13 protein-coding genes are annotated in these 12,248 nt (G+C 67.2%); 7 read left to right on the top strand and 6 right to left on the bottom strand.

All coding sequences use genetic code 11. The annotated features are described in order from the left end of the window. Positions 1-10 precede the first annotated feature (10 nt). A complete protein-coding gene (locus tag AC3WTE_RS19600; RefSeq protein ID WP_492440113.1) occupies positions 11-721 on the top strand; it encodes a TetR/AcrR family transcriptional regulator in 711 nt (236 codons plus the stop codon). Here AC3WTE_RS19600 and AC3WTE_RS19595 read toward each other — a convergent pair. The 3 genes from AC3WTE_RS19595 to AC3WTE_RS19585 form a co-directional block, all read right to left on the bottom strand. Further along, positions 661-1,086: a hypothetical protein gene (locus AC3WTE_RS19595; RefSeq protein WP_492440111.1), complete on the bottom strand. Its 426-nt coding sequence runs from the start codon at positions 1,084-1,086 to the stop codon at positions 661-663. The two genes, AC3WTE_RS19600 and AC3WTE_RS19595, sit on opposite strands and share 61 nt — an antisense overlap. Positions 1,087-1,144: 58 nt before the next feature. After that, positions 1,145-1,495, bottom strand: coding sequence for a hypothetical protein (locus AC3WTE_RS19590; RefSeq protein ID WP_492440109.1), 351 nt, complete (start codon positions 1,493-1,495; stop codon positions 1,145-1,147). 110 nt (positions 1,496-1,605) lie between these two features. Beyond that, positions 1,606-2,763 (bottom strand): acyl-CoA dehydrogenase family protein, encoded by a 1,158-nt coding sequence (locus tag AC3WTE_RS19585; RefSeq protein WP_492440107.1) that lies wholly within the window; start codon positions 2,761-2,763, stop codon positions 1,606-1,608. Between the two features lie 87 nt (positions 2,764-2,850). Here AC3WTE_RS19585 and AC3WTE_RS19580 point away from each other — a divergent pair, with 87 nt between their 5' ends. Continuing rightward, positions 2,851-3,480, top strand: a complete 630-nt coding sequence (locus tag AC3WTE_RS19580) for a TetR/AcrR family transcriptional regulator (RefSeq protein WP_492440105.1) — start codon at positions 2,851-2,853, stop codon at positions 3,478-3,480. Positions 3,481-3,484: 4 nt separating this feature from the next. Here the strand turns inward: AC3WTE_RS19580 and AC3WTE_RS19575 are convergent, their stop codons facing one another. From AC3WTE_RS19575 to AC3WTE_RS19565, 3 genes are all read right to left on the bottom strand, one after another. Beyond that, positions 3,485-3,871: a hypothetical protein gene (locus AC3WTE_RS19575; RefSeq protein ID WP_459370097.1), complete on the bottom strand. Its 387-nt coding sequence runs from the start codon at positions 3,869-3,871 to the stop codon at positions 3,485-3,487. Positions 3,872-4,079: 208 nt separating this feature from the next. Continuing rightward, on the bottom strand, positions 4,080-4,721 hold the full coding sequence (locus AC3WTE_RS19570) for a TetR/AcrR family transcriptional regulator (RefSeq protein WP_492440103.1): 642 nt from the start codon (positions 4,719-4,721) through the stop codon (positions 4,080-4,082). Position 4,722: 1 nt separating this feature from the next. Further along, positions 4,723-6,348: a PucR family transcriptional regulator gene (locus AC3WTE_RS19565; RefSeq protein ID WP_492440101.1), complete on the bottom strand. Its 1,626-nt coding sequence runs from the start codon at positions 6,346-6,348 to the stop codon at positions 4,723-4,725. A gap of 114 nt (positions 6,349-6,462) precedes the next feature. Here AC3WTE_RS19565 and AC3WTE_RS19560 point away from each other — a divergent pair, with 114 nt between their 5' ends. The 5 genes from AC3WTE_RS19560 to AC3WTE_RS19540 are packed head-to-tail and all read left to right on the top strand — an operon-like array spanning position 6,463 to position 12,232. Then, a complete protein-coding gene (locus AC3WTE_RS19560; RefSeq protein ID WP_492440100.1) occupies positions 6,463-7,962 on the top strand; it encodes a CoA-acylating methylmalonate-semialdehyde dehydrogenase in 1,500 nt (499 codons plus the stop codon). Between the two features lie 27 nt (positions 7,963-7,989). Continuing rightward, a complete protein-coding gene (locus AC3WTE_RS19555) occupies positions 7,990-9,372 on the top strand; it encodes an aspartate aminotransferase family protein (protein WP_492440098.1) in 1,383 nt (460 codons plus the stop codon). A 45-nt stretch (positions 9,373-9,417) separates the two neighbouring features. Continuing rightward, positions 9,418-10,146, top strand: a complete 729-nt coding sequence (locus AC3WTE_RS19550; protein WP_492440096.1) for a (Fe-S)-binding protein — start codon at positions 9,418-9,420, stop codon at positions 10,144-10,146. Continuing rightward, positions 10,143-11,618 (top strand): LutB/LldF family L-lactate oxidation iron-sulfur protein, encoded by a 1,476-nt coding sequence (locus AC3WTE_RS19545; RefSeq protein WP_492440094.1) that lies wholly within the window; start codon positions 10,143-10,145, stop codon positions 11,616-11,618. Before AC3WTE_RS19550 ends, AC3WTE_RS19545 begins: the two co-directional genes overlap by 4 nt. Then, positions 11,615-12,232: a LutC/YkgG family protein gene (locus tag AC3WTE_RS19540; RefSeq protein WP_492440092.1), complete on the top strand. Its 618-nt coding sequence runs from the start codon at positions 11,615-11,617 to the stop codon at positions 12,230-12,232. The genes AC3WTE_RS19545 and AC3WTE_RS19540 overlap by 4 nt, the downstream gene beginning before the upstream one ends. Positions 12,233-12,248 lie beyond the last annotated feature (16 nt).

Below are 12,248 nucleotides of genomic sequence, written 5' to 3'. Positions count from 1 at the left end.
GGAGCTGGTCATGGCTGAGGTAACCCAGCGTGGTTCCGACGGCGCGTCCAAAAATGTTGACGCTCAACTGATCCTGGATACCGCCGCGGCACTGCTGGAACGTGACGGAGTCGCCGGATTCTCGATGCGCAGCCTGTCCGAGCATCTCGGCGTCGCCGTCACATCCATCTACTGGCATATCGGGGGCCGCGACAAGCTCTTCGACCGCCTGATCGACAGGTTGATCGACGTGATGTCCAGCCTGCCCGCGACCGGCGATACGCCGAAGGATCGGATCGCGGCGCTGGCCCGCGCACAACGCATCGCACTGATCGAGCGCCAGCACCTGATGGCGATCGCCCACGAGCGCGACCGCACGCCGTCGCTTTTCCAGTCGGTGCAACAGACCCTCGCCGGCGAGCTGGCCGCACTGGGGATCACCGGCACGCAGGCGGCGCTGGCCTTGCGGTCTATCGAGGTGCATGTGATTTCGTCTGCGCTGATGCAGTTTTCGGCGATCCGCAGCGGTGAACACGAGGAAGAGGACCCGTCGTTGTGGGGCGACGACTGGCCGGACCAGGAACTGGTCGACGCCTTGCGGTCGCCCACCGACTACGACGCGGTGTTCGAGTACGGACTCGCGGCGCTGCTCGCCTCCCTCGTGCAGACGGGGAATGCCGGTCAGACCGGCTGGACCTCGGCTTCGGCTTTCGGCGCCGCACGCAGGACGCACCGCGCATAGCCGATCCAGGACACCACGCAGGCCACGAACCCGATCACGATCATCGGTGTCACCGCCTGACCGAGAACCACTGCAACAGAATCACTTCCGGCCAGCCGCCGGTCGACGGCCCCACCCGTCATCAATGGCAGCAGACCGACCACGAAGCAGGCGATGGCCGCAGCCAGCGCGGTGCCGAACATGGCCCGTACCGCGGCGACGATCATGGTGCCGGCCGCAAGCACGATCAGCACGGCGAAAGGCAGCGGCCGCAGTTCGGCGCCGAGGTTCCCGCTGATGTCCCAGATTCCCCAGCCGCTCATCGAGCCGTGGCCATGGTCGTTGTGCGCCGTGTACCAGGGCAGCACGACCGCGACCACGATCATCGCGAAGGCAATGACCCCGATCGCCCAGCGCGTCAGTATGTTCTCGATGCTCGACTCCTCATGCCCCGCCGACTGTGGGCTGCATCAGCGTCAACATGGCCATGGCCAAACTGATGAGCAGACACAGACTCAACACGATCATCGCACCCACCAGGAGCCAGCGGCCCATCCGGCGGCGGATGCGCGCCAATTTTGCATTGCGACGTTCCTCGACATATCCGACGGCGACCATCGCGAACGCGACGTCGATGTGTTCGTCACCGACAGTGGCCGCGCCCGCCGCGATCTCCTGTAGGCGCCCAGGCTCGATCTGCACTCCGGCGACGGCGAAACGCCGACTGAGTCGACGTGCTTGCCCCCGCGTGAGCGGATGGTCGCACACGTGCACGTGGTGTCGCGGACCTGCCACTTGCGTCGTTCCCTCTATTCGGGCGCCTTGCCCGAGCCTGAAAATGCGGAAGGCGCCCAAGAGTGAAGTTACTCCGACGGGCGCCTTCGCACACTGCGACAGCAGGATTTCTAGAGACCCATGTCCTTGGCGATGATCATCTTCATGACCTCGCTGGTACCGCCGTAGATGCGGCCTACCCTGTTGTCGGCGTACAGCCGGGCGATGGGGTACTCGTTGATGTAGCCGTAGCCGCCGTGCAGCTGCAGGCAGCGGTCGATGACGCGGGCCGCCGCATCGGTGCAGAACAGCTTCGCCTTGGCGGCGTCAGCCGCGGACAGCTCGTCGAGGTCGTGGGCTTCCATGGCGCGGTCGACGACGGCTTCCATCGCGTCGACATCGGCCTGGCAGGCAGCGAGCTCGAACTTGGTGTTCTGGAACGAGGCGACCGGCTTGCCGAACACGGTCCGGTCCTTGGTGTACTGCACGGCGAACCGGACGGCGGCCTTGGCCTGTGCGTAGGCGCTGACGGCGATGCCGAGGCGCTCGCGGGGCAGGTTCTGGCCGAGGTAGTTGAAGCCCTGGTCGGCCTCACCGAGGATGTCCTCGACCGGGACCTTGACGTCGGTGAAGTTCAGCTCGGCGGTATCCGAGCAGCGCAGACCCAGCTTGTCGAGCTTGCGGCCCACCGAGTAGCCCTCGAGCTTGGTATCGACCACCAGCAGCGAGATACCGTAGCGACGGTCGTCTTCCTTGGGGGCCGAGGTACGGGCGCAGACGATCACGCGGTCGGCGTGCACGCCACCGGTGATGAAGGTCTTGGAGCCGTTCAGCACGTAGTGCGTGCCGTCTTCGGAAAGTTTTGCGGTGGTGCGCATTCCGGCCAGGTCGGAACCGGTGCCCGGTTCGGTCATGGCGATGGCGAACATGATCTCGCCGCTGAGCATGCCGGGGAACCACCGCTTCTTCTGCTCTTCGTTGCCGATGTCGCGGATGTAGGGCAGACACAGGCCGACGTGCACGCTAGAGCCACCGAAGGACACGGCGGCGCGGGCCAGCTCCTCGGTGAGAATGGCCTGGAACTTGTAGGAGGTCAGTCCCTCGCCGCCGTACTCGGTCGGGATCTCCGCGCCGAAGATGCCGAGTTCGCCGAGCTTGTAGTAGAACTCGCGCGGCACCAGGCCCTTCTCGAACCACTCGTCGTACACCGGGCTGACCTCGGATTCCACGAACGCCCGGATCATCTTCCGGTAGTCCTCGTGCTCCTCGGTGTAGACCTCGCGCTTCACAGATATCTCCTCAACCTCGGCGAACAGTGTTAGCTTATTGCCGTCCACCATAAGCTAACGGTGTTCGCTAATTCAAGGGAGACGCAGATGGGTAGGCCCCGGGTACCGCTGCTGAGCCAGGATCGCATCCGCGACACCGCGCTGGACCTGATCGACCGCGACGGCCTCGCAGAGCTGTCGATGCGCAAGCTGGCTGCCGAACTCGGGGTACAGGCGTCGTCGCTCTACAAGCACTACCCCACCAAGGACGACGTGCTCGACGCCGTCGCAAGTCGAGTGGCGGGAGAAATCGATACGTCCGGCTTCGACCGCGGCGACGACTGGCAGGACGCGCTGGCGGCGTGGGCGCGATCGCACCGCGCGGCGCTGGCGGCCCACCCCAATCTCGTGCCCTATCTGGCGACCGGGCCGGGGCGGCGAGACGTGAGCCTGCGGATCGCCGATGCCGTACACGGCGGCCTGGTCGGTGCCGGTTGGCCGCCGCGTGAAGCGACTCTGATCGGCGCTGCCACCAGATCACTGGTGCTCGGATCGACCGTCGGCTCGTTCTCCCGCGGATTCACCGACGACGTGCAGGTCTACCGCGACCGCTATCCGCACATGGGCCAAGCGCACCTGCTGCGCGGCAAGGCCGACCAGATCGACGCAGCCGGTTTCGAACTGGCGCTGACGTCCTTCATCGACGGATTGGCGCTGCGGTTCGCCGCCCTCCCGTGACGAATCACTTGTCTTGCGGCTTGGTCCCCCCACTGAACGGGTTCAGCCTCGACACCCCCGGGATGCTCGACAGCAGCCGGAACACCTCGTTGCCGGTATTCACCAATGCCTCGAGTTGCGGCAGCAGCGCGTCGAGCGTCCGGAACATGGGATCGGCCATGGCCATAACCCGCTCGGTGCGGTCGATGGTCGCGTTGAGCCGCTCGGTGGCGACCGCCAGATTCTCGATGAGATCGGGGACCTGGGCGGCCAGCTGCACGGAGGCGGGAGGTATGCGCATCGCGCCGCTGGCCACCGCCTGCGTCATCTCTACAGCGGACTGGGCAGCATCGACCGCGGACTGCGCCGCGGCCTTCAGGTCGCTGGGCTTCGGAATCATTTGACCGGCCATACAGTTAACTGTGCCGCACCCGGGCCCGCCTGTCCCGTGATCGACACGGCTACACGTCGGTAACGCTGCTCACGATCTCCGACGTGCAGCGGCTGGGCCAGCGACGCATGCTCGAGCGATCGTCGGCATCGTGTTCAGCAGTCGCGGGCGCGACGAAAATGCACGCATGCCGCGGCGTGTTGCGCGCAAACACGCACGCTCGCGGGAATTAGGAGTTGAGGAGGCGCTCGGTGCCGCCGACGACGAACGTCACGAGGTCTTCGTAGAACGCCTCCAGCGCCGGAACGGAGAGCTTGGCGCGGTCCCATTCGTCGGCCCGGCTCAGACCCTGCACGAAGCCCATGATCGACACCGCCCAGCGGGCCTCGAGCCGCTCCTCGGCAGCATTCGGGAAGGCCCGCCGAACCTGCGCCAGCAGGGCAGCCCGCAGCTTGGGCTCGATGGTTTCGTCGGCCGGCCCCGCCTGGGTGATCTGCGCCATGATCTTGATCCACCGCATCCCGCGGGTGCGCTGGCGGCGCAACAGTTCGAGGTAGGGCGCGGTGACGGCCCGGACCAAGGCATCGGGCGATGGCGCGGCCGAATCTGCCGCCAGGACATCGACATTGGCCTGGATGGCCGAACCCACCGCGGCGCCGAGATCGAGCACCACGGCGCGCAGCAGCTCGTCCTTGGAGCCGAAGTGGTAATGCACCGACGCGGCGCCCAGACCGGCCGCGGCATTGACCGAGCGCACCGAGACGCCATCCACGCCCTGCTCGGCGAACAGCTTCTCGGCCGCCTTCACCAACTTGGCGCGGGTGGCATTGCCCTGGCGATTCTGCGACGTGCCCGACACGGTCAAAAGCATGTCACAGCGGTGCGCCACTGCCACTGAACGTATTTCGTGTTTCGAGGATCAGCAGCGCCACATGCAACGAGGTCGCGGACTCGCCGTCGGCGAGATCGACGCCCAGAATCTGCTCGACGCGGTTCAGCTTCGTGTACAGGGACGGCCGGCTCAAGTGCAGCCGCGATGCCAATGCCGACTTGTTGCCACCGAGTTCGAGGTAGCCGCGCAGCACGTCCAGCAACCCGTCGCCACTGTCCATGTCATGCAGGATCAACGCCCGAAGCTCCCCTTCGGCGAACCGCTGGACCCGAGGATCGGTCCGCAACATCGACAGCAGCCCGCGCAGCCGAATGTCTGCGACCCGAAAGCAGACCCGCTGCGAGGCAGGCAGCGACAACGCAGCCTCGGCGACATGGGCCGCATCGGTGATGCGGTGGATGGCGTCGATCAACCCGGGCGCCGGTGTGCCGACGCCCAGAACCAGGCCGTGCGCATCGACCGCGCGCTCGGCATCCCGGCGCAGCGCTCGTCCCAGCGGCTCCAGCGCGCTGCCCGGACGCGTGTTCAGCGACAGCACCATGGCGATCTCACCCGGCCCGCGCAACGAGAACAAGCCGGTGTGTCCCAACGCTTTCACCGATCGGGTGACGACGTCGAGCAGCCGGGCGCCGCGTCGCTGCTCCGAGACCGGGTCGGCGTCGGAACCAGACGCCGAGGCCCATCCCGAGACTCGCAGCGTCGCAGGCAGGTACTGCGACGTCGGCCGCAGACCCAACGCGAAGGCCCGGGCGGTCGCGTCGTCCTCGAACCGGATGCGTTCGCGTGCAACGTCTTCCAATAGTCCGGCCTGCGCCTGATGTTCGATGTCGGTGCGGCCGCGCTCGGCCATCCGGTGCAGCACCAGTGCCTGCGACGCCCGCTCCAGCACCATGGTGAACTTGGCCGCCACATCATCGGAGAGGCTCAGCGCGATGAGCCGGCCCCAGGCATCCTCACCGCGGCCGACCTCGCTGATCACCCAGCCGTCCGTCCGCTCGGCTCCGGTCTCGTGGCGGCGGGACCGACGTTGCCAGTCCCGCAACACATCTGATGTGGCATGCCCCGCGGCCGCCACTGCGATGGCCTGATGTGCGAGGTCCTCGAGCACGACGGGCACCCCGAGCAGATTCGCCGCCGCTTCGGTGATACCGGCGGGCGTGGCCCGCCGCACACTCAGGTCGGTGAACACCTCGTGCGTCTGACGAGCGAAGTCCACCTCCTGGTACTGGTCGGCGACGATCACCCGGTGCACCTGTTCGGTCACCTCGACGAACTTGATCACCCGATGCACCGCGACCAGGGCCAGTCCCAGCTCCTCGGCGACGGCGCCGACATTGACGGGCAGCGGCACGGCGCCGGCCCCCAATTCGACGACAACGCCCACGGCCTGCGCCGCGGCGACCGATTGCAGATACTCGACCGGCGCTGCCCGCAGCGCGGCCCCGGTCGTCAGCACCAGCTCGCCGCCCTGCAGGACGTCCGACAGGTCCGGAACGTCACTGACGTGGACCCAGCGGATCGAGCGATCGAAACCGTGGGCGCAGAGGATCTCCGGCTCGCCCTGCTGGATCACCGGGAGGGCGATGATCTCGGCGACGGTCGGCATTTACAAAGTGTAAATGCCTTGGCGCATCTTGATACAGATCGACGGCCATTTCGGCGTTCCCACCGGGCCAAGCTGAGTACACATCCCGCCCCGACAGGAAGGCCGACCCCGACGATGACCACCTCGCGGACCATCTCGCACTGGATCAACAACGACATTTTCACCGGCTCCTCAGGACAGTCGGCGCCGGTCACCAACCCGGCCACCGGCGAGGTCACCGGTCAGGTCGCACTGGCCGGCGTCGAGGACGCCCAGGCCGTGATCGACGCCGCCGTCGCCGCCTTCCCCGTCTGGCGCGACACCTCGATCACCAAGCGCGTACAGACCCTGTTCGCGTTCCGCGAGCTGCTCAACGCGCGCCGCGAGGAGCTCGCCGCCATCATCACCGCCGAGCACGGCAAGGTGCTCTCCGACGCCATGGGAGAGGTCGCCCGCGGCATCGAGGTCGTCGAATTCGCCTGCGGCATTCCGCATCTGCTCAAGGGCGGCTACTCGGAGAACGCCTCCACCAACGTCGACGTCTACAACATCCGCCAGGCCCTCGGGCCCGTCGCGATCATCTCGCCGTTCAACTTCCCGGCCATGGTCCCGATGTGGTTCTTCCCCATCGCGATCGCCACCGGCAACACCGTCGTGGTCAAACCGTCCGAGAAGGACCCGTCCGCGTCGCTGTGGATGGCCGAACTGTGGCGGGAAGCCGGCTTGCCCGACGGCGTCTTCAACGTCCTGCAGGGTGACAAGACCGCCGTCGACGAGCTGCTGACCAACCCTGCCATCAAGGCCGTCTCGTTCGTCGGCTCCACCCCGATCGCGCAGTACGTCTACCGGACCGCCACCGCCTCCGGCAAGCGCGTCCAGGCCTTGGGCGGCGCCAAGAACCACGCGGTGATCCTGCCCGACGCCGACCTCGACCTGGCCGCCGACAACATGATCAACGCGGGCTTCGGCTCGGCCGGCGAGCGCTGTATGGCGGTCTCGGCATGCGTGGCCGTCGGCCCGATCGCCGATGACCTGGTCGCCAAGATCGTCGAGCGGGCCCGCACGCTCAAGACCGGTGACGGCACCAAAGACGCCGACATGGGACCGCTGATCACCAAGGTGCACCGCGACAAGGTGGCGGCCTACATCGACGCCGGTGAGGCCGAGGGCGCCAAGGTCGTGCTCGACGGTCGAGGCGTGGTCGCCGACGGCGGCGAGAACGGCTTCTGGCTCGGCCCGACACTGCTGGACAACGTCACCCCCGAGATGAGCGTCTACACCGACGAAATCTTCGGTCCCGTGCTGTCGATCGTCCGCGTCGACACCTATGACGAGGCGCTCGAGCTGATCAACAACAACCCGTACGGCAACGGCACCGCGATCTTCACCAACGACGGTGGCGCCGCCCGCCGGTTCCAGAACGAGGTCGAGGTCGGCATGGTCGGCATCAACGTGCCGGTCCCGGTTCCCATGGCGTTCTACAGCTTTGGCGGCTGGAAGGCCTCGCTGTTCGGCGACAGCCATGCCTACGGCCCGGAGGGCGTGCAGTTCTTCACCCGCGCCAAGGCCGTCACGCAGCGCTGGCTGGACCCCAGCCACGGCGGCATCAACCTGGGCTTCCCGGAAAACAACTGATCGCCAAACCAGACAGAGGACCCGAACATGACCCTCGCCGCAGACCAGCTCCTGCCCGCCGGCCACACCATCGATTCGATGCGCACCGAGGCCGAACGCGCCTACCTGCTGGACCGCGCCCACGTCTTCCACTCCTGGTCTGCCCAGGGCGCGATCCACCCCATGACCGTCACCGCGGCCCAAGGCAGCTACTTCTGGGACGGCGACGGCAACCGGCTGCTGGACTTCTCGTCTCAGCTGGTCAACACCAACATCGGCCACCAGCACCCGAAAGTCGTTGCGGCGATCCAGGAACAGGCCGCCAAACTGTGCACCATCGCACCGCAGCACGCCAATGCCGCACGTTCGGAAGCCGCCCGGCTCATCGCCGAACTCACCCCCGGCGACCTGAACAAGATCTTCTTCACCAACGGGGGCGCCGACGCCGTCGAGCACGCCGTACGCATGGCACGGCTGCACACCGGCAAGCACAAGGTGCTGGCCCGCTACCGCGCCTACCACGGCGGCACCGACCTGGCGATCAACCTGACCGGCGACCCGCGGCGCTTCGCCAACGATCGCGGCGCGGCCGGCGTCGTGCATTTCAACGGGCCCTTCCTGTACCGCTCGGTGTTCCACGCCGAGAACGAGGAGCAGGAATCCGCACGCGCCCTCGACGAACTGCAGCGCGTCATCGAACTCGAGGGCGCGTCGACCATCGCGGCCATCATCCTCGAGTCCATCCCGGGCACCGCGGGCATCATGGTGCCGCCGCCCGGCTATATGGCAGGCGTCCGCGCGCTGTGCGACAAGTACGGCATCGTGATGATCGCCGACGAGGTCATGTCCGGCTTCGGCCGATCCGGAAAGTGGTTCGCCATCAACCACTTCGACGTCGTGCCGGACCTCCTGACGTTCGCCAAGGGCGTCAACTCCGGCTACGTGCCGCTGGGTGGCGTCGCGATCAGTGACGCCATCGCGCAGACCTTCGCCGAACGCGCCTACCCCGGCGGCCTCACCTACTCCGGGCACCCGCTGGCCACGGCGGCCGCGGTCGCGACGATCAACGCCATGCGGGACGAAGGCATGGTCGAGAACGCGGCCCGCCTCGGCACAGAGATCATCGGACCGGCGCTGCGGGACTTCGCACAACGGCACCCCAGCGTCGGTGAGGTCCGTGGCGCGGGCGTGTTCTGGGCCGTCGAGCTGGTCAAGGACCAGAACACGCGAGAACCGTTGGCACCCTACGGCAGCACCAGCGACGCGATGAACGCCGTCGTCGCATTCTGCAAGCAGAACGGCCTGATGCCGTTCACCAACTTCAACCGTATCCATGTGGTGCCGCCGTGCAACGCCAGTGCGGACGAGGTCCGGTCCGGACTGGCGATTCTGGACCGCGCGCTCGACGTGGCGGACCAGTACGCGCAGTAACGGTCATTGTGCCGCACCGGCCGACATCAGCGGTACTGTCGGCCGGTGCGGATAGCCCTGTTCGCGACCTGCCTGGCCGATGCCATGTTCCCGGCTGCCGCCATCGCCACGGTGCGGCTCCTGGAACGGCTCGGCCACCAGGTCGAGTTTCCCGCCGGCCAGACCTGCTGCGGCCAGATGCACGTCAACACCGGCTACCTACGGGAGGCCGTGCCGCTCGTGCGCAACCATGTCAACGCGTTCACCGGCTTCGATGCCATCGTGGCGCCGTCGGGATCGTGTGTCGGCTCGGTGCGCCACCAGCATGCGATGGTGGCGCGGCGCGCCGGTGACGGGCAGCTGGCAGCCGAGGCCGAAGCCCTTGCGGCGCACACCTTCGAGCTCTCCGAATTCCTGGTCGACGTCCTCGGCGTCGACGATGTCGGCGCCTACTATCCGCACCGCGTCACCTACCACCCGACGTGCCACTCACTACGGATGCTGGGTGTCGGTGACAAACCGCTGCGCCTCCTGCGCAAGGTCCGCGGCCTGACCCTGATCGAGCTGCCCCAGGCCGAGTCCTGCTGTGGCTTCGGCGGCACTTTCGCCGTGAAGAACGCCGACGTCTCCACGGCGATGCTGGTGGACAAGATGTCGAATATCGCCGCTACCGGAGCCGACGTATGTACCGCGGGTGACTCGTCCTGTCTGATGCACATCGGCGGTGGCCTGAGCCGGGTCGGCAGCGGCGTCCGCACCGTGCATCTGGCCGAGATCCTGGCGGCCACCACATGACCGCGGTGTTTCTCGGCCAGCCCGGGATGGGCAATCTGCGCGGCGACCAGAGCTTCCCGAAGGCTGCCCGGAGCGCGGTGGCCGATGCCCGACTACGCCGCAATATCGGTCACGCTACCGGCACCATCCGCACGAAACGTCTTGCCGCCGTAGCAGAATGCGCCGACTGGGAGCAGCTGCGAGCGGCCGGCAGTGCGCTCAAACAGGATGTCCTGGCGCGGCTGCCGGAACTACTGGAACAACTCGAAGCCAATGTGCAAGCGCGCGGCGGCCAGGTCCACTGGGCGCGTGACGCGCTCGAGGCCAATCGCATTGTCGCCGAGCTCATCCGGGCCACCGGAAGCAGCGAGGTGGTCAAGGTGAAGTCCATGGCGACGCAGGAGATCGGGCTCAACGAGTACCTGGAAGACCAGGGCATCACCGCGATCGAAACCGACCTGGCCGAGCTGATCGTCCAACTCGGACATGACAAACCGAGCCACATCCTGGTCCCGGCGATCCACCGCAACCGGGCGGAGATCCGGGCGATCTTCGAGCGCGAGATGCCCGGCGCCGGCGAACTCACCGACGAACCACGGGTACTGGCCATGGCCGCTCGCGCCCATCTACGGCGAAAGTTCCTGTCCGCCAAGGTGGCTGTCAGCGGCGCGAACTTCGGTGTCGCCGAAACCGGGACGCTGGCAGTCGTCGAATCCGAGGGCAACGGGCGCATGTGCCTGACCCTGCCCGAAACCCTCATCACCGTCATGGGCATCGAGAAGGTCATCCCACGGTTCACCGACCTCGACGTCTTCATGCAACTGCTGCCCCGGTCCTCGACAGCGGAGCGGATGAACCCCTACACGTCAATGTGGACGGGCGTGCATCCCGGCGACGGCCCACAGCAGTTCCATCTGGTGCTGCTCGACAACGGCCGGACCCGCGTGCTCGCCGATGAGGTGGGACGGGCTGCGTTGCACTGCATCCGGTGCAGCGCCTGCCTGAACGTGTGTCCCGTCTACGAGCGCACCGGCGGGCACGCCTACGGCTCGGTCTATCCGGGGCCCATCGGTGCGATCCTGAGCCCGCAGCTGACGGGGACCACCGGCCACGACGACCCGAACGCGAGCCTGCCGTACGCGTCGTCGTTGTGCGGAGCCTGTTTCGAGGCCTGCCCCGTACTCATCGACATCCCGTCGATCCTGGTGCATCTGCGCGCGGTGCAGGTGGATCAGGAAAGAGGAGGGCGCGGCGTCCTTCCCTCTGGACAGGATCTGGCGCTGAAAGCCGCCGGCTGGGCGATGGAGTCCGCACCGCGGTTCGGATTGGCGGAGAAGGCCCTTGGCGCCGGTCGACTGCTCGCCGGGAAAGACCACCGCATCAGAAAGTTGCCCTGGCCGGCGTCGAAATGGACGGCCAGCCGTGACATTCCGGAACCACCAGCGGAGACGTTCCGCCAGTGGTGGGTGCGCAACCGGGGCGGCGATCGATGAGCGACGCGCGCGCGGTGATGCTCCAGCGCATCCGTGCCGCCCTGGGGACCGATGCGTCGGCCCCGGTCCCGGTGCCGCGCGACTACGACCGGCAGCCATCGACCGGCACCGGCGACGTCGAGCGGTTCGCCGAGACGGTCGCCGACTACCGGGCACAGGTGCACCGCGCCGGCCCTGGCGAGGTGGGAACGATCGTGGCGGCCCTCGTCGGCTCCGGCACCGCCGTCATCCCCGCAGACCTGCCGTTCGACTGGACCGTCGGCGTGCCGACCCTTGTCGACGAGCCGCCGGTCGGCCTCGATGTACTGGACAGTGTTGATGCGGTGGTGACCGGCTGTGCCCTCGGGATCGCGGCGACCGGCACCATCGTGCTGGACGCCGGTGCGGCACAGGGCCGTCGCGCGCTGACGCTCGTGCCCGACCATCACATCTGCGTCATCCGGGCCGACCAGATCGTCGACACGGTGCCGCAGGCCTTTTCGGCGCTCGACCCGTCGCGCCCACTGACTTTCGTCTCCGGGCCGAGTGCGACGAGCGACATCGAGCTGCAGCGCGTCGAGGGCGTGCACGGTCCGCGCACCCTCGACGTGGTGATCGTCGGAGCCGGCCGGTAAGAATGGATCTTCGTGA

It is taken from the genome of Mycobacterium sp. FW102-FHT13B02, from assembly GCF_058790275.1.
The sequence above is the reverse complement of the archived record's forward strand: the minus strand, read 5'-3'. Positions and strand labels throughout refer to the sequence as shown.

Coding starts and splice junctions, on each gene's coding strand:
- AC3WTE_RS19600 (WP_492440113.1), top strand. CDS start 11: ATGGCTGAGGTAACCCAGCGTGGTTCCGACGGCGCGTCCAAAAATGTT.
- AC3WTE_RS19595 (WP_492440111.1), bottom strand. CDS start 1,086: ATGATCGTGGTCGCGGTCGTGCTGCCCTGGTACACGGCGCACAACGAC.
- AC3WTE_RS19580 (WP_492440105.1), top strand. CDS start 2,851: ATGGGTAGGCCCCGGGTACCGCTGCTGAGCCAGGATCGCATCCGCGAC.
- AC3WTE_RS19575 (WP_459370097.1), bottom strand. CDS start 3,871: ATGGCCGGTCAAATGATTCCGAAGCCCAGCGACCTGAAGGCCGCGGCG.
- AC3WTE_RS19570 (WP_492440103.1), bottom strand. CDS start 4,721: ATGCTTTTGACCGTGTCGGGCACGTCGCAGAATCGCCAGGGCAATGCC.
- AC3WTE_RS19565 (WP_492440101.1), bottom strand. CDS start 6,348: ATGCCGACCGTCGCCGAGATCATCGCCCTCCCGGTGATCCAGCAGGGC.
- AC3WTE_RS19560 (WP_492440100.1), top strand. CDS start 6,463: ATGACCACCTCGCGGACCATCTCGCACTGGATCAACAACGACATTTTC.
- AC3WTE_RS19555 (WP_492440098.1), top strand. CDS start 7,990: ATGACCCTCGCCGCAGACCAGCTCCTGCCCGCCGGCCACACCATCGAT.
- AC3WTE_RS19545 (WP_492440094.1), top strand. CDS start 10,143: ATGACCGCGGTGTTTCTCGGCCAGCCCGGGATGGGCAATCTGCGCGGC.
- AC3WTE_RS19540 (WP_492440092.1), top strand. CDS start 11,615: ATGAGCGACGCGCGCGCGGTGATGCTCCAGCGCATCCGTGCCGCCCTG.